At 70.8% G+C, this 21,934-nt stretch carries 15 protein-coding genes; 10 read left to right on the plus strand and 5 right to left on the minus strand.

Features of this window, described 5'->3' with window-relative positions; all coding sequences use genetic code 11:
* Positions 1-33: 33 nt before the first annotated feature.
* From mnmA to ACT3T9_RS11375, 3 genes are read left to right on the plus strand one after another with little or no spacing between them, the layout of a single operon-like run.
* Positions 34-1,119, plus strand: a complete 1,086-nt coding sequence (mnmA, locus tag ACT3T9_RS11365; RefSeq protein ID WP_444606638.1) for a tRNA 2-thiouridine(34) synthase MnmA — start codon at positions 34-36, stop codon at positions 1,117-1,119.
* Positions 1,116-2,240: a hypothetical protein gene (locus tag ACT3T9_RS11370; RefSeq protein ID WP_444502633.1), complete on the plus strand. Its 1,125-nt coding sequence runs from the start codon at positions 1,116-1,118 to the stop codon at positions 2,238-2,240. The genes mnmA and ACT3T9_RS11370 overlap by 4 nt, the downstream gene beginning before the upstream one ends.
* A 35-nt stretch (positions 2,241-2,275) precedes the next feature.
* Positions 2,276-4,825: an NAD-dependent DNA ligase LigA gene (locus tag ACT3T9_RS11375; RefSeq protein ID WP_444606639.1), complete on the plus strand. Its 2,550-nt coding sequence runs from the start codon at positions 2,276-2,278 to the stop codon at positions 4,823-4,825.
* 33 nt (positions 4,826-4,858) lie between these two features.
* Here ACT3T9_RS11375 and ACT3T9_RS11380 read toward each other — a convergent pair whose 3' ends face one another.
* Both ACT3T9_RS11380 and ACT3T9_RS11385 read right to left on the minus strand, forming a co-directional pair.
* Positions 4,859-7,096 carry a RecQ family ATP-dependent DNA helicase gene (locus ACT3T9_RS11380; protein ID WP_441444800.1) on the minus strand — a complete coding sequence of 746 codons (2,238 nt, stop codon included), beginning with the start codon at positions 7,094-7,096 and terminating at the stop codon, positions 4,859-4,861.
* 71 nt (positions 7,097-7,167) lie between these two features.
* Complete coding sequence (locus tag ACT3T9_RS11385; RefSeq protein WP_441444801.1) at positions 7,168-7,386, minus strand: hypothetical protein; 219 nt, start codon at positions 7,384-7,386, stop codon at positions 7,168-7,170.
* Positions 7,387-7,496: 110 nt separating this feature from the next.
* On the opposite strand from ACT3T9_RS11385, the gene ACT3T9_RS11390 reads away from it, so the two are divergent.
* From ACT3T9_RS11390 to ilvD, 7 genes are all read left to right on the plus strand, one after another.
* The gene (locus ACT3T9_RS11390; RefSeq protein ID WP_444606640.1) at positions 7,497-8,336 is read left to right on the plus strand and encodes a GNAT family N-acetyltransferase; all 840 of its coding nucleotides are present in this window, start codon (positions 7,497-7,499) and stop codon (positions 8,334-8,336) included.
* 198 nt (positions 8,337-8,534) lie between these two features.
* A complete protein-coding gene (gatC, locus tag ACT3T9_RS11395) occupies positions 8,535-8,831 on the plus strand; it encodes an Asp-tRNA(Asn)/Glu-tRNA(Gln) amidotransferase subunit GatC (RefSeq protein ID WP_193116046.1) in 297 nt (98 codons plus the stop codon).
* Positions 8,832-8,839: 8 nt separating this feature from the next.
* A complete protein-coding gene (gatA, locus tag ACT3T9_RS11400) occupies positions 8,840-10,360 on the plus strand; it encodes an Asp-tRNA(Asn)/Glu-tRNA(Gln) amidotransferase subunit GatA (RefSeq protein ID WP_441444803.1) in 1,521 nt (506 codons plus the stop codon).
* A complete protein-coding gene (gene gatB, locus ACT3T9_RS11405) occupies positions 10,360-11,874 on the plus strand; it encodes an Asp-tRNA(Asn)/Glu-tRNA(Gln) amidotransferase subunit GatB (protein ID WP_444606641.1) in 1,515 nt (504 codons plus the stop codon). Before gatA ends, gatB begins: the two co-directional genes overlap by 1 nt.
* Positions 11,875-12,310: 436 nt before the next feature.
* Complete coding sequence (locus tag ACT3T9_RS11410) at positions 12,311-14,056, plus strand: alanine/glycine:cation symporter family protein (RefSeq protein WP_444606642.1); 1,746 nt, start codon at positions 12,311-12,313, stop codon at positions 14,054-14,056.
* Positions 14,057-14,173: 117 nt separating this feature from the next.
* A complete protein-coding gene (locus ACT3T9_RS11415; protein ID WP_444606643.1) occupies positions 14,174-15,037 on the plus strand; it encodes a hypothetical protein in 864 nt (287 codons plus the stop codon).
* A 73-nt stretch (positions 15,038-15,110) separates the two neighbouring features.
* Positions 15,111-16,943 carry a dihydroxy-acid dehydratase gene (gene ilvD, locus ACT3T9_RS11420; RefSeq protein ID WP_441444807.1) on the plus strand — a complete coding sequence of 611 codons (1,833 nt, stop codon included), beginning with the start codon at positions 15,111-15,113 and terminating at the stop codon, positions 16,941-16,943.
* 240 nt (positions 16,944-17,183) lie between these two features.
* Here the strand turns inward: ilvD and cobA are convergent, their stop codons facing one another.
* Genes cobA through nirB form a run of 3 tightly spaced genes read right to left on the minus strand, consistent with a single transcriptional unit; the run spans position 17,184 to position 21,891 of the window.
* Positions 17,184-18,794: a uroporphyrinogen-III C-methyltransferase gene (gene cobA / locus ACT3T9_RS11425; RefSeq protein ID WP_444606644.1), complete on the minus strand. Its 1,611-nt coding sequence runs from the start codon at positions 18,792-18,794 to the stop codon at positions 17,184-17,186.
* Positions 18,791-19,207, minus strand: a complete 417-nt coding sequence (nirD, locus tag ACT3T9_RS11430) for a nitrite reductase small subunit NirD (RefSeq protein WP_441444809.1) — start codon at positions 19,205-19,207, stop codon at positions 18,791-18,793. Before nirD ends, cobA begins: the two co-directional genes overlap by 4 nt.
* On the minus strand, positions 19,207-21,891 hold the full coding sequence (gene nirB, locus ACT3T9_RS11435) for a nitrite reductase large subunit NirB (protein WP_441444810.1): 2,685 nt from the start codon (positions 21,889-21,891) through the stop codon (positions 19,207-19,209). The genes nirD and nirB overlap by 1 nt, the downstream gene beginning before the upstream one ends.
* Positions 21,892-21,934 lie beyond the last annotated feature (43 nt).

A 21,934-nucleotide genomic window follows, 5' to 3' on the forward strand; every position in this document is an offset into this window, starting at 1 on the left:
GACTGGAGAATCGGACGAGGGAAGGTGGACGGGGTGAAGGTGCTGGCAGCGATGAGCGGCGGGGTGGATTCCGCGGTCGCCGCGGCGCGCGCCGCCGAGGCCGGGCACGAGGTGGTCGGCGTGCACATGGCGCTGTCGAAGAACCGCGACCAGACCCGCACCGGCTCCCGCGGCTGCTGCACGGTGGAGGATGCCTCGGACGCCCGCCGTGCCGCCGATCGCATCGGCATCCCGTACTACGTCTGGGACCTCTCCGATGACTTCCACGACCTGGTGGTCGAGGATTTCCTGTCCGAATACGCGGCAGGCCGCACCCCGAACCCCTGCGTGCGCTGCAACGAGCGGATCAAGTTCGCTTCACTCATGGAGCGCGCCACCCTGCTGGGCTTCGATGCCGTGTGCACGGGCCACTACGCCTCGATCCGCACCGACGGCCCGGACGGTGCGCCGTCCCTGCACCGCTCGCGCAATATGGCGAAAGACCAGTCCTATGTGTTGGCGGTGATGGGACCGGAGGCCGTGGGCCGCTCCCTGTTCCCCCTCGGCGAGTACGAGACCAAGGCCGAGGTGCGAGCAGAGGCCCGAGCCCGCGGGCTCGGCGTCTCCACCAAGCCCGACAGCTACGACATCTGCTTCGTCGCCGACGGGGACACCCGCGGCTTCCTCGAGCGCCATCTGGGAGAGGCACCCGGTGAGGTCCTCGATGATCAGGGGAAGGTGCTCGGCGCCCACCGCGGCACCCACGGCTTCACGATCGGACAGCGCAAGGGTCTGGGGATCGAGCAGCCCGCACCCGACGGCGCTCCCCGCTACGTAGTGGACATCGACCCCGCCTCCCGCCAGGTGGTGATCGGAGCCGGCGAGCTGCTGTCCACGCGAGAGCTGCTCGCGACCGACGTGGTCTCCTTCGAGCCGCTCGAGGTGGGACGCCAGGTCCATGCCCAGATCCGTGCCCACGGCGAGGCGACCCCCGCCGAGGTCCTCGAGACCCCTGCGACGGGCACCGGCCTGCGGGTGCGGCTCAGCACCCCGATCCGCGGCGTCGCCCCCGGACAGACCCTCGTCCTCTATGACGGGGACCGAGTCCTCGCCGCCGCCACCCTGGAGCGCCGCCGATGAAGCCCCTGGTCACCCTCACCGGAGACGGCACCTACCGTGCTCCCACCGCCGAGCAGGCTGATCGGCTCGAACTTCCGGCCGACCCGCCGCTCGCGGCGCTGATGCGCCTGCGCGCCCTGCTCGGTGATGACCTCGAGGAGCAGATCGCGACCCGGCTCTACCTGCCCTCGGCCCTCGGCCGTGACGAGACCGACCACCTGCTGCCGGCAAGCCTGGCCCTGCTCGCCGAGACCACCGGCGATCTCGTCAGCTACGGCTGGCGCCTGGGCTCCGGCACCGGACGAGCCTGGCAGCATGCTCGCGAGCTGAGAGAGCGGATGCTCGATGCGGCACGCATCGCGCTGCTGGGCTATGAGGGTCCGCTGATGACGACCGCGCTGGGCCCGGCCACCCTCTCCGGCGCCACCTTCCTGCAGTCGGGGGAGCGGACCCTGGGCGACCCCGGGGCCGTGCGTGACCTGCCGATGCTGCTGGCCGAAGGGCTGGTCGACCATCTGACCTCGCTGCACGACCGGGTCCCCGGCGCGCAGCTGCACGTGCTGCTGCGCGAGGATGCTGTGGCGGCGGTTCATCAGGGCCGGATCCCGACCCCCTCCGGCCGACGTCGCTACGCGCCGATCCCGGCCCCGGAGATCGGGGTGCTCTGGCGCTGCTTGTTCGTCGCGCTCGAGGAATACGGTCTGGACGCGAGCTCCGTCACCCTCGGGGTCGGCGCTGACATCTCGCTGCTGCGCGCCGCCCGCGACGCCGGTGCACGCCGGATGGCGATCGCCCCGCGCCGACTTCCCGCACTGACCACCCCCGAGGGCCGCGCCCTCTGGGAGGGCATCGCGGAAGCCTGCGATGACGGCTGCGCCTTCGAACTGGTCGTCGACCCTCGGCCCGGCGGGCTGCTCGGCCCCGAGCTGGAGATGATGTTCGAGACCTGGCGACGCCTGGGCCACAGCGACGCCGATGCCGCGGGGGTCGCCGTGATCGCCCATACGGGAGCCTCCCATGCGATGCACAGCGGTCTGGTCGACCCCTCCGCACAGCCGGAGGCATCGACCCTGCTCGACGAACCGGCTCTCGAGGCGTTGCTGCGGGTCGCACCGTCCTGGGCGGAGCGCCTGGCCGCCTGAGCCTGACAGTCGCACCCGTGCGTCACAATGTTCTGGTGACCACGAACGAGCAAGGACCCCGCACCGCCGATGAGCCCGCGCAGCAGCGCATCGCCTCTCTCACCGCGCAGATCGAGCAGGCGCGCGCGGACTACTACGAGCATGATTCGCCCACCATGGCCGATGCCGAGTACGACCGGCTCGAGCAGGAGCTGCGCTCGCTCGAGGAGGCGAATCCGCAGCTGGCGGCCGAGGATTCTCCCACCCGCACCGTCGGCGGGGCCGCCGCCGCGGGCCTGCCCACGATCGACCATGCAGAGCGGATGCAGAGCCTGGACAACGTGTTCTCGATCGACGAGCTGCGGGAGTGGTGCACGCACGCCGCCGCGGAGCTCGGTGGACAGGCCCGTTATCTCACCGAGCTCAAGATCGACGGACTCGCCATCAACCTCCGCTACGAGCACGGCGAGCTGATCACCGCGGCGACCCGCGGCGACGGGCGCACCGGCGAAGACGTCACCGCAAATGCTCTGCGCATCGTCCAGATCCCGCAGCGGCTCGAGGGCACCGGCCATCCGGCGCTGGTCGAGGTGCGCGGCGAGGTGTTCATGCCCACGGAGGACTTCACGCGCCTGAACGAGTTCCAGCTCGAGCTGCGCGAGCGCGCCGTCGAGGAGTCCCGCACCCGCTGGGAATCCCGGCAGGCCAGCGGCCGTCGGCCCTTCGATGAGCAGCGCGAGCTGCTCGCCGCCACCCGGCGGTTCCCCAGCTTCGCCAATCCGCGGAACACGGCTGCCGGCGGACTGCGCCAGCAGCTGGAGAAGAAGGACGGCCTGGAGCGAGAGGCCGGGGAGGCCAGGCTGGCCGCGCTGAGGCTCACGGTGCACGGGCTCGGGGCCTGGCCGGACCCGCCGGTGGCCTCTCAGAGCGAGATGTACGAGCTGCTCGCCTCGTGGGGGCTGCCCACCAGCCGCTACATGGCCGTCACCGAGTCGATCGATGAGGTGGTCAGCTACGTCGAGCACCACGGCGAGCACCGCCACGACGTCGAGCACGAGATCGACGGGATCGTCGTCAAGATCGATACCTTCGCCCAGCAGCGCGCACTGGGCTCCACCTCCCGTGCCCCGCGCTGGGCGACGGCTTTCAAGTACCCGCCCGAGGAGGTCACCACCAAGCTGCTGGACATCCAGGTGCAGGTGGGCCGTACCGGCAGGGTGACGCCGTTCGGCGTGATGGAGCCGGTCACCGTGGCGGGATCGACCGTCGAGAAGGCGACGCTGCACAACCAGTTCGACGTCGAGCGCAAGGGGGTGCTGATCGGCGACACCATCATCCTGCGCAAGGCAGGAGACGTGATCCCCGAGATCCTCGGCCCGGTCGAGTCACTGCGAGATGGCAGCGAGCGCCTCTTCGTGATGCCCACCCACTGCCCGGCCTGCGGCACCGAGATCCGCCCCGAGAAGGAGGGGGACAAGGACTGGCGCTGCCCCAATCAGAAGGACTGCCCCGCCCAGGTCGCCGGCAGGGTCGAGCACGCAGGCTCCCGCGGGGCCTTCGACATCGAGTCGCTCGGCGAGGAGAGCGCGATCGCGCTGACCGATCCCGACAAGCGCCGTGGTGAGGCACTCGCCGCGCTCGCCGCAGGGCATGCCGTCCACCTGCCGATCCGCGATGCCGCGGACACCGAGCAGCACAACTTCGTGGTGATCAAGAACGGTGAGGTCACCGACGGCACCGACGGAGTGCCGCTGCTGCGGATCACCGCGGTCGACGATCCGCTGCTGCCCGCCCTCCAGCAGCCCGTGATCACCACCGGCTCCGACCTCTTCGACCTCACCCCCGCAGCCCTGCAGGACGTGTACGTCTGGCAGCCGGAGCGCCGGGACGGGGAGCCGACCGGCGATTGGAGGATCCAGCCCGCCTTCTGGTCCCGCCCCCAGTTCCGCCATTACAAGCGCGAGGCGCTCTGGAAGCAGCAGAAGCAGCCGGCAGTGCTGAAGTCCACCGAGACGCTGATGAACGAGCTCGAGAAGGCGAAGGAGCAGCCGCTGTGGCGGGTGCTGGTCGCGCTCTCGATCCGCCATGTGGGACCTGCGGCCGCGCGGTCCCTCGCCACGGCCTACGGCTCGATGGAGGCGATCCGGGCGGCGAGCGTCGAGCAGCTCTCGGACACCGACGGGGTCGGCGGGATCATCGCCGAGGCAGTCGTCGAATGGTTCGCCGTGGACTGGCATCGCGAGCTGGTCGACGGCTGGGCGAACTCGGGCGTGCGGATGGCTGATGAGGTCGCCGAGGGATTCGTGAGGACCCTCGAGGGCCTGACCGTGGTGGTCACCGGCGGCCTCGAGGGATTCACGCGCGACGGGGCGAAGGAGGCGATCATCTCCCGGGGCGGGAAGGCCTCCGGCTCGGTCTCGAAGAAGACCGACTTCGTGGTGGTCGGGGAGAACGCCGGGACGAAGGAGACCAAGGCTCGGGACCTCGGGCTGCGGATCCTCGACGAGGCCGGATTTGTGGCCCTACTCGCCGGCGGCGCCGAGGCGGTCGCCCTCGAACCCGAGCAGCTCCATGATTCTGCGGCGGAGGAGACTCCGGGGGAGTGATCGCGCCGTCGGACGGGGTCGCCGCCCGGCGGCTCACGCCTCCAGAGCGAGGGCGAGGGGCAGCACCGGTCCGGACCCGGCACGTCGCAGCGCGCGGGCGGCGACGGTCATCGTCCAGCGCGAGGAGATGGTGTCGTCCACCAGCAGCAGCGGAGCCCCCTCCTGCGCCTCGAGCTGCTGCTGCAGCTCCTCGGTGACCACGAAGCGGTCCCAGAGGTCTGCCAGCCGGAAGGCACTGTTCCCGCCCGCGCGCAGGGGCGCGGCGCCCGGGGCGAGCCCGAGCTGCCCGAGGTCGGCGAGCCGGCCCACGGACGCGATGCCAGCGGCGAGGGAGCTCACCAGATGCGGACGGGTCAGCGACGGGACCGCGACCACGGCCGCCGGGCGCTGCTCCCAGTCCCAGGCGGCGAGCACCTCGACGATGCGACGTCCCAGCGCCTCCGGCACCTCGGAGTCCACCGGACGGCCCTCCTCGTCGGTGCGCAGCACCTGACGCAGCAGAGCAGCCCAGCCGAGGTCGGAGGAACGCGCCAGCGCTCGTCCCTCCTCGGCGCGCAGTCCCGCCGGGATGTTCCCGCGCGGGGTGCGCCCGTTCTCGTCGACCACGCCCAGGCGGTCCAGCCCCTGGGGCCACTGCGCGCGCGGAGCCACCGGCACCCCGACCCGCTCCAGCAGCGCGGAGACCTGCTCCGCAGCGCTGCCCTGCTCCGGGGAGGGCAGCGCTGATCCCGTGCCCGGCCCCGGGTACCAGGGGCCCGCGCAGATATCGCAGCGACCGCAGGGGGTCGCGGTGTCATCATCGAGCTGCCGGGCGAGGAACAGCATCCGGCACTGCTGCGGATCCCCGCTGCGCAGCCGCTCGTACTCGAGCATCGCCTGCTGCTCCTCGCGGCGTGCTCGGGCGACGTTCTCGTAGCGCGGCCCGTCGTAGGTCCAGGGCGTTCCGGTCGCGATCCAGCCGCCCTTGACGTTCTGCACCGCTCCGTCGACCGCGAGCACCTTCAGCAGCAGCTCGAGTGCGGTGCGGCGCACGTCCACTCGTGCTTCGAGCGCCGGGGTGGACAGCGGTCGCTCCGAGGAGGCCAGGGCGCTGAGCACCGCGCTCGCGTTCTCCTGCGAGGGCATCGATGCAGTCGCGAAGTACTCCCAGATCGCGCGATCCTCCCGGCCGGGCAGCAGCAGCACGTCCGCGGTCTCGGTGGCACGACCGGCACGGCCCACCTGCTGGTAGTAGGCGACGGGCGAGCTCGGTGCGCCGAGGTGGACCACGAACCCCAGATCCGGCTTGTCGAACCCCATGCCCAGCGCGCTGGTGGCCGCGAGCGCTTTGACCTCGTTGTCCTTCAGCGCCCGTTCCAGCTCGGCTCGCTCCTCCGGATCGGTGCGGCCGGTGTAGGCGCGCACCCGGCGGTCCGGGCGGTCCAGCAGCTCAGCGAGGTCCTCCGCCGCGGAAACCGTGAGGGTGTAGATGATGCCCGAGCCCGGCAGCTGGTCCAGATGCTCCACCAGATAGGACAGGCGGGCCCGATCGTCATCGAGCGAGAGCGACCCCAGGCGCAGCGACGCGCGGGTCAGCGGGCCGCGCAGGGTGAGCACCTCGCTCTCGGCGTCGGTGCCCTGCGGTGCCTGGACGCCCAGCTGCTCGGCGACATCCGCGACCACCCGCGAGTTCGCGGTCGCGGTGGTCGCGAGCACCGGCACGTCCGGGCCGAGCTCGGCGACCAGATCCCGCAGCCGGCGGTAGTCGGGCCGGAAGTCATGGCCCCAGTCGGAGATGCAGTGGGCCTCATCGATCACCAGCAGGCCGCAGCGCTCCACCAGGCGAGGCAGCTGCTCCTCCCGGAAGCGGGGATTGACCAGCCGCTCGGGGGAGACCAGCAGCACATCGATCTGGTCCGCGGCCAGAGCCTGCTCGATATCGGACCACTCGGTGGGGTTCGCGGAGCTGATCGCCTCCGCCCGCACCCCGGCGCGGCGGGCGGCGGCGACCTGGTCGCGCATGAGGGCGATCAGCGGCGAGACGATCAGGGCCGGACCAGCACCCCGACGGCGCTGCAGCAGCGCGGCCAGGAAGTACACCGCGGACTTGCCCCAGCCGGTGCGCTGGACCACCAGCACCCGACGCCGGTCCTGGACCAGCGCGGAGATCGCCTCGAACTGCCCGTCGTGGAAGTCTGCCCCCACGTGACCGGTCAGCGCTTCGAGCGCCTCGCGGGCCTCCTCGCGGAGGGAGAGTGCAGGGGAGGTGGGGGAGTCGATGCCGGCAGTCATGCCCTCAGTGTGACAAGTCCGCACGACGGATGAGTCGCGGCGCTCCGCTGAGGAGCTGCGGCACCGCGCCGTCAGTCCTCCGAGGGGCTCTGGGCGGCCTGCTCCTGCTCGAGGCGACGCAGACGCTCCGAGGTCGACTCGCCATCGCGCAGCGGATCCTCCTTGGTGGCCAGCGCGCGGCGCATCCGTGCCTCGAGCTCCTGAGCCTCACGGAGCACGGGATCATCCGACCGCTGCTCGCCGTCCTCAGGGTCGTGGGCGTGGTAATCGATGTTCGGGTCGACGGACATGTCGAGGTCCCTTCATGGTCGGTGGGGGAAGCAGGAGTCTACCGAAGCGGCGGGGCGGCACCGCGCGGGGAGCCCGGCGGCTCCGCGGCAGGATAGGTAGGCTCTGCCCGGTGACCCGACGTACCCGCTCCAGCTCCCGTTCCTCGGCCCCCCGCCCGCTCACGGGCTCCCGACTCGGCGAGGCGCTCATCGCCGGCTGGCGGCCGTTGCAGCGGCTCGACGTCGACGGCTTCGCGCTGCTGCGCTCACGCGGCGTCACCAAGCGTGCACACAGCATCATCGCGCTCGACCCCCCGACCTCCCCCGAAGCGCTCGCCGCAGCGCTGGACCGGGTGGAGTCACTGGTCACGATGGCGGGAGAGCATCCTGTCCACCGGATCATCGAGGGCGTCACCCCGGAGGAGCTGGATGAGCTGCTCGCCGCCCGCGGGGACCGCAGCGTCGGCGGCAGCGAGATCCTGGAGCTGGCGCTGTCCGGCGCTCTGCCCCGCCCGCACCCCTCGGCAGTGATCGCCACCGGCGGACTCGACGAGGACTGGTTCGCGGCCGCCTGGCGGCTCGCTCCGCGCGAAGGAGAGGACTCCCGCCGCACGATGCACGACATCCTCGCCGGCACTCCCGCGGTCCAGGTGCGCCTTCCCGCCGGGCAGACGCCGGACGCCGCCGTGGGCCGCGCCGCCCTGGTCGAGGTGGGGAAGGAGACCGTCGCGGTGCTCAACATGGTCGCGGTCGACCCCGCGCAACGACGCCGGGGCCTGGGCCGCGCCATGTCCGGCACGCTCCTCGCCCTCGCCGCGGTCCAGGGAGCGCAGCGGGTCCTGCTCGAGGTCGAGTCGGACAACACCCCTGCCCGCACCCTGTACCGGGACCTCGGCTTCCGCCGGATCGGCGGCTATCACTACCGGGTGCCGGCAGCGGCAGCCGTTCCGGGGGCGCCGCTCAGCGAGTGAACGGGTGAAGGCTCGTTCACGGAGCTCTGTGGCAGGTCGCAGCTGCTCCGTGGCGCTCAGCGGCGCTCAGCGGCGCCACGCCGGATGCGCCGGGCGGTGGGATCGCGGTGGGATCGGGGGCCATGATCCCGCTCTCCCTTCCCGTGCGCCGGGGCCCGTCGGCCCGCGAGGTCACTGCGTCGACCTAGAATGACCCACATGCCTTCGATCGGACGAGATGACGTCGCACGCCTCGCCGACCTCGCACGGATCCAGCTCACCGATGAGGAGATCGACCGCTTCGCCGGCGAGTTCGACTCCATCATGGATGCTGTCGCCTCCGTGTCCGAGGTCGCCACCGAGGATGTTCCCGCGACGTCCCACCCCATTGCCATGACGAACGTCTTCCGTGAGGACGTCGTCGAGACCACCTTGACCCAGGAGCAGGCGCTCGCCGGCGCTCCTGAGGCGCAGGACGGCCGCTTCGCCGTCCCGCAGATCCTGGGCGAGGAGTGACCCCACAGATGACCCCCCAGAACCAGACCGACATCATCCGCCGCAGCGCCGCCGCCCAGGCCGCCGCGCTGACCGCCGGTGAGATCTCCTCCGAGGAGCTCACCCGCGCCCACCTGGACCGCATCGCCGCCGTCGACGGCGATCTGAACGCTTTCCTCCACGTCAACACCGACGAGGCCCTCGACGCCGCCCGCGAGGTCGACACCCGCCGCGCAGCCGGCGAGCAGCTGCACGGTCTGGCCGGCGTCCCCATCGCCGTCAAGGACGTCGTGGTCACCGAGGGCCAGCCCACCACCGCGGGCTCCAAGATCCTCGAGGGGTGGATCCCTCCCTACGACGCGACCCTGGTCACGGCCCTGCGCAAGGCCGGTCTGCCGATCCTCGGCAAGACCAACATGGACGAGTTCGCGATGGGCTCGTCCACCGAGACCAGCGCCTACGGCCCCACCCGCAACCCTTGGGACCGCGACCGGATCCCCGGCGGCTCCGGCGGCGGCTCCGCCGCGGCAGTGGGCGCCTACGAGGCCCCGCTCGCGATCGGCACCGACACCGGCGGCTCGATCCGTCAGCCTGGCGCCGTCACCGGCACCGTGGGCGTCAAGCCCACCTACGGCTCCGTCTCCCGCTACGGGCTGATCGCCATGGCCAGCTCGCTGGACCAGGCCGGCCCCGTGACCCGCACCGTCGAGGATTCGGCGCTGCTGCATGAGCTGATCGCCGGGCACGACCCGCATGACTCGACCTCCCTCACCGATGCCGTCGGCCCCTTCGCCGCGGCCGCCCGCAGCAAGGACGTCAAGGGCCTGCGCGTGGGTGTCATCGAGGAGCTCGAGGGCGAGGGCTTCGCCCCCGAGGTCAGCGCCCGCTTCGCCGAGTCGCTCGAGCAGCTCGAGCGCGCCGGAGCGGAGATCGTGCGCGTCTCGTGCCCGAACTTCCGCTACGCGCTGGGCGCCTACTACCTGATCATGCCCTCGGAGGCGTCGAGCAACCTCGCGAAGTTCGATGGCATGCGCTTCGGCCTGCGCGTGGTCCCCGAGGACCACCCCACCGCCGAGAACGTCATGAAGGCGACGCGCGGCGCCGGCTTCGGCGACGAGGTCAAGCGCCGCATCCTGCTGGGCACCTACGCCCTGTCGGCCGGCTACTTCGACGCCTACTACGGCAGCGCCCAGAAGGTGCGCACGCTCGTCCAGCGCGACTTCGCCGCCGCCTTCGAACAGGTCGACGTGCTCGCCTCGCCGACCGCCCCGACGGTCGCCTTCCGCCTCGGCGAGAAGGTCGACGATCCCACCGCGATGTACATGAACGACATCGCCACCATCCCCGCCAACCTCGCCGGCGTGCCGGGCATCTCGCTGCCCAGCGGCCTCGCCGAGGACGGCCTGCCCGCCGGCATCCAGTTCCTCGCCCCGGCCCGCGCCGACGAGCGCCTGTACCGCGTGGGCGGCGCCCTGGAGGCACTGCTCGAAGACTCCTGGGGCGGACCCCTGCTGGCCAAGGCCCCCGAGCTCACCGGAGGAGCGAACTGATGAGCACTGCATCCGATATCGAACTCGTCGACTACGACGAGGCCATCTCGCGCTTCGACCCCGTGCTCGGCATCGAGGTCCACGTCGAGCTGGGCACCGCCACCAAGATGTTCGACGGCGCGCCGAACATCTTCGCGGCCGAGCCGAACACGGCGATCACCCCCACCTCGCTCGGCCTGCCCGGCGCGCTGCCGGTCGTGAACCACAAGGCCGTCGAGTACGCGATCAAGATCGGTCTGGCGCTGAACTGCTCGATCGCCGAGACCTGCCGCTTCTCGCGCAAGCAGTACTTCTACCCCGACCTCACGAAGAACTTCCAGACCTCGCAGTACGACGAGCCCATCGCCTATGAGGGCTGGGTCGACATCGAGCTGGAGGATGGCGAGATCATCCGGGTGGAGATCGAGCGCGCCCACATGGAGGAGGACGCCGGGAAGAACACCCACGTCGGGGGCTCCACCGGGCGCATCCACGGAGCGACTCACTCGCAGGTCGATTACAACCGCGCCGGTGTGCCGCTGGTCGAGATCGTCACCAAGCCGATCCCGAACACCAAGGGGCGCGCCCCCGAGGTCGCCGCGGCCTACGTGCGCACCCTGCGCGACATCTTCCGGGCGCTGGACGTCTCCGAGGCGAAGATGGAGCGCGGCAACGTGCGCGCCGACATCAACGTCTCCCTGCGGGACAGCCCCGAGGCGGAGCTGGGCACCCGCACCGAGACGAAGAACGTGAACTCCTTCCGCTCGATCGAGCGCACGGTCCGCTACGAGATCTCCCGCCAGGCAGGCGTGCTCGACGCAGGCCAGAAGGTCATCCAGGAGACGCGCCACTTCCACGAGGACACCGGCGGCACCTCCTCGGGCCGCCCGAAGTCCGATGCGGAGGACTACCGCTACTTCCCCGAGCCGGACCTCGTGCCGGTCGCGCCGAGCCGGGAGTGGGTCGAGGAGATCCGCACGAGCCTGCCCGAGCTGCCCGCCGCGCGTCGGCGTCGTCTGCGAGGCGAATGGGGCTTCAGCGACCTCGAGATGCGGGACGTCATCAATGCCGACGCCCTCGATCTCATCGAGGCGACCGTCGCCGCCGGTGCGAGTGCGCAGAGCGCCCGCAAGTGGTGGATGGGTGAGCTGGCCCGCATCGCGAAGGACCGCGATCTCGATTTCACTGCGCTCGACGTCACCCCCACCCAGGTCGCCGAGCTGCAGAGCCTGGTCGACGGGAAGAAGATCAACGACAAGATCGCCAAGCAGGTCCTCACCAAGGTGCTCGAGGGCCAGGGCGACCCGACCGCGATCGTCGAGGCCGAGGGCCTCGCAGTGGTCTCCGACGACTCGGTGCTCACCGGCGCCGTGGATCAGGCGATCGCCGACAACCCCGATGTGGTCGCGAAGATCCGCAGCGGCAAGGTCCAGGCCATCGGCGCCCTCATCGGCCCGATCATGAAGGCCACCCGCGGCCAGGCCGACGCCGGCCGCGTGCGCGAGATCATCATGGAGAAGCTCGGCGTGAGCTGAGGTCCGTGATCTGTGGACGGCCCGACCCCGCCTCAGGCGGGGCCGGGCCGTCCGCCGTTCCGGGTCCAGGCCCGGGTACAGGTGCGGGCTCTGCTCGGGCTCGGGCTCGGGCTCGGGCTCTGGGGCGGTGGCGGGCACCGGCACCGCCGACGGGCGGCGTCGTTGTGAACGACCGCATACCAAAGGTCAAGACTTGGCAAATTGTCTCGGTGCCAGATTGTCCGACAAAGGGGAGCCTCCGGCCACGCTTCGGCCATGTGGCCAGCGAGAACCCACCTCTCCTGCGCCGCCCACAGCACTGACTCACCGGTATCTCAGCGTCTGTACAGTCGTCGATGCCCGTGCGCCAGCGCCTCCCCGGATCGTCGGGTGACGGCAGCGGCGCCATGACACCGACACCACAGGCGGACCATCCCGCCGGAGGAGAACGCGCCCGATGACAGGCATAGACGCAGCCGTGGAACGATACTTCGGCCCGATCGCGGACTGGCTCAGCGCCGTCGTGTTCTTCGAGGTCCCGGTCTTCGGCGGAGTGCCCGTCATCGTGGTCTGGCTGATGGCCGCCGCGGTGTTCCTCACGGTCTGGCTGCGCTTCCAGCCGATCACCGGGCTCAAGCACTCGATCCGGGTGATCCGCGGGCGATACACCGCCAAGACCGATCCGGGGGAGGTCTCGAGCTACCAGGCGCTGGCCACCGAGCTCTCGGGCACGGTGGGGCTGGGCAACATCGCCGGCGTCGCGGTGGCGATCAGCGCGGGAGGGCCGGGTGCGGCGCTGTGGATCGCGATCTTCGGCTTCTTCGCGATGAGCGTGAAGATGGCCGAAGCCACCCTTGGAGTGCTGTTCCGCAAGGTCAACGAGGACGGGACCACCGAGGGCGGCCCCATGTACTACCTGCGGGATGGCCTCGCCTCGATCGGCCGCAAGCGCCTGGGCGGCGTGCTGGCGGTCCTGTATGCGGTCTTCGCCCTGGTCGGTGTGTTCGGTGCCGGAAACCTCTTCCAGGCCAATCAGGTCGCAGCCATCATCTCCGGCGCGACGGGCAGCGGCTTCCTGCAGGGGAACAGCTGGGTCATCGGGGTGGTGCTCGCGGTGCTCGCCGGCGCCGTGGTGCTCGGCGGCGTGAAGTCGATCGCGCGCTGGACCTCCGCACTCACACCTGCCATGGCCGTGCTCTACACCGCCTGCATCCTGATCATCCTGGCTGTCAACATCACCGCCGTCCCGCAGGCCTTCGGTCAGATCTTCACCGGTGCCTTCACGGCGGACGGAGTCACCGGCGGCATCATCGGCGTCGCCGTGATCGGCATCCAGCGAGCCCTGTTCTCCAACGCGGCGGGTGTCGGATCCGCCGGGATGGCGCACAGCGCCTCGAAGACCAAGGAGCCCGCCACCGAGGGCTTCACCGCGATGTGGGAGCCGCTGGTCGACTCGATCGGCATCTGCATGCTCACCGCCCTCGCGATCGTGGTCACCGGCGTGTACACCACCGGAGACGCCGACGGAGTGGCCCTCACCGCGAGCGCCTTCGCGACGGTGACCGGCTGGTTCCCCATCCTGCTCACCATCGCGGTGACGCTGTTCGGCTTCTCGACGATCCTCGCCTACGCCTACTACGGCGAGCTGAACGCGATGTTCCTCTTCGGCAGCAGCAACGGCGTGAAGACCGGGTTCCGCATCATCTGGGTGCTGGCCATCGTGGTCGGTGCAGCGATCTCGCTGGACTCGGTGATCGCCTTCTCCGACGCCATGTTCTTCCTCATGGCCCTCCCGAACCTGCTCGGCATCTACTTCCTCGCCCGCGTGCTGCGGCTGGAGATCCTGCGTCACAAGTACCGCGTGAGCATCGGCGCGTTGGAAGAGGTCGAACCCGCGCTCCAGGTGGGCATGGGCGACCATGAGCCCACCCCCGAGCAGGTTGCGGCTGAGCGCGTGCGGACCCTGACCGAGGAGCTGCGGCTGTCGGATCTGCATCGACAGCTCGCCGAGGACCCGGACTTCCCGGTTCGTGCGGACCACCACGACGAAGAGCTCACCTCTCCGATGGGCGCACCGGAGGGGTGGGGCCTGGCGATCGATCCCGACGCAGCGCAGGACCTCGACGCAGCGCCGGACCTCGACGGCGATGCTCTCGCGAAGGACCCGGCCGGGGGAGGTGACCTCGGGCAGGGGAGGTGCTGAGCCGGCCCCTGCCGGGTGGACCCGCCGAGCGACGCCGATTACCGTCATCCGGAGGTCCACCCGGAACCGTCCGGGACGAGCACGGGCCGGCAGCGTTGCACTGGGGGAACGGCCGTCATGAGCATGCAGGGGACCAGGGGCGTGCGCAGAGCTGCGCGCAGTCTGCGCCGGAGCACCACCCGGGGGGCTGCGCTGGTCGCTGTCGCAGCTCTCGCGCTGGCGGGCTGCACGCGCGGCGGCGATGAGCCGACGCAGCCGTCCGCGCCGAGTCCGACGACCACGCAGCAGCCCGGCGCGACGACTCCGGCCCCGTCCGAGTCCGAGGAGACCGAGCCCGGCGCGGAGGGCGCTGACCCTGCGGCGAGCGACGGGGGAGGAGCACACACCGCCGATCCCACCGACCCCGGCAGCCACTACCTCTTCCTGCCCCTCCTCGACGGCGCCGAGAAGGTCCCCGCCGAGGAGGTCGGCAGCCAGGTCAGCACCTTCCTGGAGGCCACGGTGAGCAACCCGGACTGTCCCGGTGACGTTCTCCTCGGGGAGCAGATCAGGTGCACCGGCGGCAGCATCGAAGGAGACGCCCTCGAGGATGTCTCCGAAACCTGGGATGTGGCCCTGGTGCGAACCACCAACGGGAACACCGCCCTGATCGTGCGCGCCGCCGCCGAGGACGCCGGGGAGCTCCGGCTGCAGGCAGACCAGACTTTCCACTTCGCCTATCTGGTGGGCCAGGACGAGACCCCCGAGACGATCGCCGCCGCGACCGAGGAGGGCTTCCGCGCGACCCAGGTCAGCGACGGGCCCTCCGATGTGGAGATCACCGCAGCCTGCGACGAGGGCGAGGAGTTCGAGCGCTCGATGGTCTGCGAGGTCGAGGGCGAGCGACCCGCCGACGCCGCGGGCACCTGGTTCGGGATCGGCCACGACAGCTTCATCGAGGACTCGGCGGTCTACCTCCTCGTGGAGCAGACGGGACGTTAGACGACCAGAGACCTCACCGTCCGCTGTCCGGATGGTGACACCGGCATCTCGCATGGCGGCGTAGCATGCCTGCATGGTTCAGCTCCGTTCCCGCACCTCGACCCACGGCCGCAATATGGCCGGCGCTCGCGCCCTGTGGCGCGCCACCGGCATGAAGAGCGGCGACTTCGGCAAACCGATCATCGCGATCGCGAACTCCTACACCCAGTTCGTGCCGGGCCACGTCCACCTCAAGAACATGGGGGACCTGGTCGCCGGGGCGATCGAGGAGGCCGGCGGTGTCTCCAAGGAGTTCAACACCATCGCCGTGGATGACGGCATCGCCATGGGCCACGGCGGCATGCTCTACTCGCTGCCCAGCCGCGACATCATCGCTGACTCCATCGAGTACATGGTCAACGCCCACACCGCGGACGCGCTGGTGTGCATCTCCAACTGCGACAAGATCACCCCGGGCCACATGATGGCCGCGATGCGGCTGAACATCCCCGTCGTGTTCGTCTCTGGCGGCCCCTCGGAGTCCGGCAAGCCGATCGAGGGCGTCACCGAGCACCGCATCGACCTGGTCGATGCGATGTCGCTGTCGGCCGATGACTCCATCACCGACGCACAGCTGGCGGAGGTGGAGGAGAACGCCTGCCCCACCTGCGGCTCCTGCTCCGGCATGTTCACCGCGAACTCGATGAACTGCCTCACCGAGGTGCTCGGCCTCTCCCTGCCGGGCAACGGCACCACGCTCGCCACGCACGCCTTCCGCAAGGAGCTCTTCCTCGAGGCCGGGCGGAAGATCGTCGAGCTCTCCAAGCGCTACTACGAGGACGGCGACGAGTCGGTGCTGCCGCGCTCGATCGCGACCAAGGCCGCGTTCGGGAACGCCATGGCGATGGACGTGGCGATGGGCGGCTCGACAAACACCATCCTGCACATCCTCGCCGTCGCGATCGAGGGCGGCGTCGACTTCGGCCTGGACGACATCGACCGCATCTCGCGCCTGGTGCCCACCCTGTCCAAGGTCGCCCCGAACGGCACCGCGCACGTGGAGGACGTCCACCGCGCCGGGGGGATCCCCGCGATCCTCGGCGAGTTGGACCGGGCCGGACTGCTGGACCACTCCATCCACACCGTCCACTCCCCGGACCTCGCCAGCTGGCTCGCGGAGTGGGATATCCGCGGCGGCACCGCCTCGAAGAAGGCCGAGGCGCTCTTCCACGCCGCCCCCGGCGGAGTGCGCACCACCCAGGCCTTCTCGACCACGAACACCTGGGACGAGTTGGACACCGACGGGGAGAACGGCGTGGTCCGCTCCGTCCCGCACGCCTACACCAAGGACGGCGGCCTCGCCGTGCTCAAGGGCAACCTCGCGCGGGACGGTGCGGTGTTCAAGACCGCCGGCATCACCGAGGATCTCTTCCACTTCGAGGGCACCGCGGTGGTCTGCGACTCCCAGGAGGTGGCCGTCCAGAAGATCCTCGACAAGACGGTCAAGGCCGGCGACGTCGTGGTGATCCGCTACGAGGGTCCGCAGGGCGGTCCCGGCATGCAGGAGATGCTCTACCCGACCTCGTTCCTCAAGGGGCGGGGCCTGGGTAAGACCTGTGCCCTGATCACCGACGGCCGCTTCTCCGGCGGCACCAGCGGCGTCTCCATCGGCCACATCTCGCCGGAGGCGGCCGAGGGCGGGCTGATCGGTCTGATCGAGGACGGCGACAAGATCATCATGGATGTCGACAAGCGCCTGCTCGAGCTGGATGTGCCCGAGGACGAGCTCGAGCGCCGCCGCGCGGCGAAGGGCCCGCTGCCGTGGCGCCCTGAGAACCGCGACCGCAAGGTCTCCCAGGCGCTCAAGGTCTACGCCCACCTGGTGCGCTCGGCGACCTACGGCGCCACCCGCCGGCACCTGGACTGAGGCTCTGGACTGAGGCTCTGGACTGAGCCGAGCAGGTCTCCATCCCCTCTGAGCTGTCGCTTGGCATATGCCGTGGCGACAGCTCAGAGGGGATGCTCGTGAGTTGCGTGAGTTGCGTGAGTTGCGTGAGTTGCGTGAGTTGCGTGAGTTGCGTGTGCTGCGTGGGGTGCGGCGCGGGCAGCGTGGACGGCGTGGGCTACGGCGTTGCGGGACGCCAGCTCCTGCCCGCTATCCCATCCCTCAGGCGCCCAGCACGGAGCGGTAGCGGTCCACCGCGATCTCGGCGATCAACGGGTGGTCTCCCAGCGGCGCCGCCACCAGATCCGCGCCGACCTGCCGCAGCTGGGCATGGAAGTAGCCGGGAGCCAGCAGATAGGTGGCGACCACCACCCGGGCTCCGGTGCGCTTCCGAGCCTGGGTCACGGCATCGGCGACCGTGGGCTGCGCCGCGGCGATGAAGCCGACGGTCACCTCGCGCTGGAGCCGTGCGGAGAGCAGCGCGCCCATCTGCGCGGCCATCTTCTGCCCCGCCCGGTCGCGGGTGCCGGCGACCGCCATCACCACTGCGTCATCAGGCTGGGCCCCTGCCTCCTGAAGTCGCTGGGCCATCACCTCGGCGAGCCGGGGATCAGGGCCGAGAGGCGCTGCGGCCAGCGCTTGGTGACCGGCGACAGCGCCGGCGATGTCCTCGCCCACGTGGAAACCGGTGGATAGCAGCAGCGGCACCACCACCGCGGCCGGCGGGGTGTCCTCCTCGCGGGTGCGCACGGTGGTGCTCGCCGGCGCCAGTTGGGTCACGACCTCGGCGACCTCCGGGCTCTGCACATCCACGTACGCCTCCCGCACGGCGACGGAGGGGAGCTGCTCGGCGATCCGGCGCAGGATCGCCCGGATCACGTCACGGCCCTCGCGCAGCCGGGTGCCGTGCGCGCAGCCGATGAGCACGGGCACCGCGGCGCGGTCCGCCAGCTCGGTCGCAGGCAGCGCCTCCCGCCCCGCCCCGCGTACCGGAGCGGCAGGGGAGTCGGTGGCGCCGGGAGCGGCAGGGAAGTCGGGCGATCCGGGGGAGCCGGGGGAGTGAGCCCCCAGGAACCCCTCGGCCGAGGTGCGGCCCACCGTGATCACCGCGGGGTAGCCGATGCCGGCCTCCCGCACCGTCTTCTCGATCGTGGCCAGGGTGCCGCGCACGCTCCGCTGCTCGGGCAGGGTCGCGCTCTGGATCACCGCGACCGGGGTCTCGGGGGCGACGCCGTTCAGCAGCGCTTGGGAGACCAGCCGGGGCAGCCACCCCACGCCCATCATCAGCACGGTGGTGGTGCCGGGATCCCGGAGCGCCGCGAGATCCGCGGGACCGAGATCTCCGTGGGCGTTGACCACGTGCAGAGCGACCGCGGCACCGCGATGGGTGACCGGGACATCCCCGGCCGCGGGGCCGGCGATGGCGGAGGTCACGCCGGGCACCACCTGCACCTCGATGCCGGCGGCGCGGCAGGCCAGGACCTCCTCGCCGCCGCGGCCCAGCAGGAACGGGTCCCCGCCCTTGAGCCGCACCACGCGACGGCCGGCCCGGGCGTGCTCGACCAGCAGCGCCCCGATCTGCTCCTGAGCGCGGGAGGGATGCCCGGGGGTCTTGCCCACGTCGATCAGCGTCACCTCCGTGCCCAGCCGCTCGGTGAGGCCGCGCGGTCCCAGCCGGTCCACGACCACCACGTCCGCCTGCTGCAGCAGGTGCAGCCCGCGCACGGTGATCAGGTCGAGGGCGCCGGGCCCGCCGCCCACCAGCGCCACGGCACCGGGGGAGAGCGTCGCGTCGCCCAGCACCCCGTCGAATGAGGGGAGGGCGGCGGTCATGGGGCGATCCCGGTGGCGCCGGCTGCGAGAGGTCGGGGCGTGGCGGAGACCAGCACCCGGCCGTCCCGCACCTGCGCCTCGTGCACTGCGATCGGGAGCTTTTCGCCGCCGCCGGCGTCGAGCACCTCACCGGTGTCGAGGTTCCAGGCCTGCTTGTACATCGGTGAGGCGATCGTGGGCACCAGTTCCCCGGGCTCCTCACCGTCACTGCTGACCTCATGCGAGCCGATCAGCCCGCGTGAGAGCACGTTGGTCCCGGAGTACGGGTCGCGTTGCTGGCAGGCGCGTACAGAGTCGTCGACCAGGCGGAACACCGCCACCTGGTCGTCTCCGAGCAGCGCCGCGGCACCGCGCTCGACCGAGAGGTCGCTGAGTGCGCAGACATCGATCATGGTCTGGTCCTGGGTGGTCATCAGCGGATCTCCTCGCCGTCGACGGAATCGCCCAGCGGGCTGGTCGCCCCCAGGCTGAGTGAGGCCAGTGCCCGTGCCCGGACAGGGTCGGGCGCGGTGTGCTGGTCCATCTCGTTCGCCGGTCGCATCTGACCGCGCTCGGGCACCCAGGCGAGATCCGGATCGGCCACTCCGGGGGCGTTGATGAAGGAGACGAACTTGGCCATGCGCTGCGGGTCGTCGAGGGTGGCGGTCCACTCATCCTCATAGGTCGCGACGTGGTTGGCCATCTGCGCCTCGAGCTCCTCGCCGATGCCGAGGGAGTCCTCGACGATCACCCGGCGCAGCTCCTCGATCCCGCCCGCGCGGTCCTCGACCCAGCGCGCGGTGCGCTGGACCTTGTCGGCCTCTTGGATGTACAGCATCAGGAAGCGGTCTATGCACTTGACGAGGGTCTCGTCATCGAGGTCCTCGATGAGCAGCTGGGCGTGGGCAGGCTGGGCGCCGCCGTTGCCGCCGACGTACAGGTTCCAGCCCTTGGTCGTCGCGATCACGCCGACGTCCTTCGCGCGGGCCTCGGCACACTCGCGTGCACAGCCGGAGACCCCGACCTTGAGCTTGTGCGGGGAGCGCAGGCCGCGGTATCGCCGCTCGAGCGCGACGGCCATCGAGGTGGAGTCCTGCACGCCGTAGCGGCACCAGGTGGAGCCCACACAGGACTTCACCATCCGCAGCGACTTCCCGTAGGCGTGGCCGGATTCGAAGCCAGCATCGACCAGGCGCCGCCAGATCTCGGGCAGCTGATCCAGCCGCGCCCCGAACATGCCGATCCGCTGGGCGCCGTTGAGCTTGAGGTACAGGCCGTAGTCGATGGCGACCTGGGCGAGGACCAGCAGCTGCTCGGGCGTGACCTCTCCGGCGGGCATCCGGGGGATCACCGAATAGGTGCCGTTCTTCTGGATGTTCGCCATCACGTGGTCGTTGGTGTCCTGGAGCGATCCCAGCTGCTCGCCGACAGGCGAGTGCAGGCGCCCGGAGGTGGTGCCGAGGCTCGACAGCAGCGAGGCGACGACCGGCTTGCACACCGCGCAGCCGCGGCCCCGGCCGAAGGCGGTGACGATCTCGGTGAAGGTCTGCTGACCGCCCTCCTTGACCAGCTGGTACAGCTCGGCGCGGGAATGGGCGAAGTGCTCGCACATCGCGGTGGAGACCGCGATGCCAGAGCGCTCGAGCTCCTTGTTCAGCAGCTTCGTCAGGGTGGGCACGCACGAGCCGCACACCGTGCCCGCGGTCGTGCACTCCTTGACCTCGCCGAGCGTGGTGCAGCCATGCTCGGTCACCGAGGCGCGGATGGTGCCTGCGGAGACGTTGTTGCAGGAGCAGACCACCGCATCGTCGGGCAGCTCGGCATCGGCCATCGCGTCCCCGCCCTCGGGGGCGATCACGGCCGACGGGTCCGCGCCCAGGGCGCGGCCGATCAGAGGGCGCAGCTGGGAGAACAGCTCGATGTCTCCCACGAACACGCCGCCCAGCAGCACCTTCGCATCATCGGACATCACCAGCTTGCGGTACTTGCGGTTCACGGGGTCAACGAAGGCGACCTCGAGGGCTCCGGCGGTGACGGCGTTGACGTCGCCGAAGGCGGCGGCGTCCACCCCCACTCCCTTGAGCTTGGTGCCGTCGTCCTTGCGCTGATGGGTGCGGGTGCCGCCCAGGAAGCGGTCCACGACCACATCGGCCATGTCGTTGCCCGGGGCGATGAGCCCGGCGCAGGCCTCCTGGAAGGAGGCGCATTCGCCGATCGCCCAGATCGCGGGGTCGGAGGTCTGGCAGGAATCGCCGACGACCACGCCGCCGCGCTCGCCGATCGCGAGCCCCGCCTCGCGGGCGAGCCGGTCCCGGGGGCGGATGCCGGTGGAGAAGATGACCACGTCCGCGTCGAGGGTGGAGTCGTCGGAGAGCACTGCGGTGCCGACCTGTCCGTCCCCGGCGGGCTGGAAGCGGGAGGCGCCGACCCCGGTGCGCACGTCGATGCCCTTGTCCTGGATCAGCAGGCGCAGCATCTCCCCGCCGCCCTGGTCGAGCTGGACCGCCATCACCCGGTCGGCGAACTCGACCACGGTCGAGGCGGCACCGAGATCCTGCAGCGCGGCCGCGGCCTCGAGGCCCAGCACGCCGCCGCCGACCACAACGCCGCGGACCTGGCGTCCCAGCGTCTTCTCGCGGAGCGCCACCCATTCGGCGATCTGCTCGACGTCGCCCACGGTGCGATAGGAGAAGATCCCCGGCAGCTCGCTTCCGTCGGCACGCGGCGCCCAGGCCCAGGAGCCGGTGGCGAGGATCAGCCGGTCGTAGGGAATGGTGGTGCCGGACGTCGTGGTCACGTGAGCGGCGACCCGGTCGATCGTCTCGGCCTTGTCCCCGGTGAGCAGGCTGATGCGCGGGTCCTCCCAGACGGAGACGTCCAGGGAGAGCAGGTCGGCGTTGCGGGAGGCGAACCAGTTCGACAGGTGCACCCGGTCGTAGGGCTGCTGTGGCTCCTCGCCGATGACGGTGAGCGTCCACCGCCCCTCGGGGTCCTGCGCGCGAAGGCGCGCGGCGAAGCGATGACCGGTCATGCCGCCACCGATCACGACGATGCGCTGATCGGCCAGCGGCGCGTGCTCCGCGGGGGCGATGAGTGGGGAGTGTCCTGGGGTGCTCATGGCTGCTGTTCTCGAACCTCTCGGGGGCCGGGTGGCGTCGCTC

Origin of the sequence: Brachybacterium sp. AOP29-B2-41 (assembly GCF_052378395.1) — a bacterium.
Taxonomy (GTDB): domain Bacteria; phylum Actinomycetota; class Actinomycetes; order Actinomycetales; family Dermabacteraceae; genus Brachybacterium.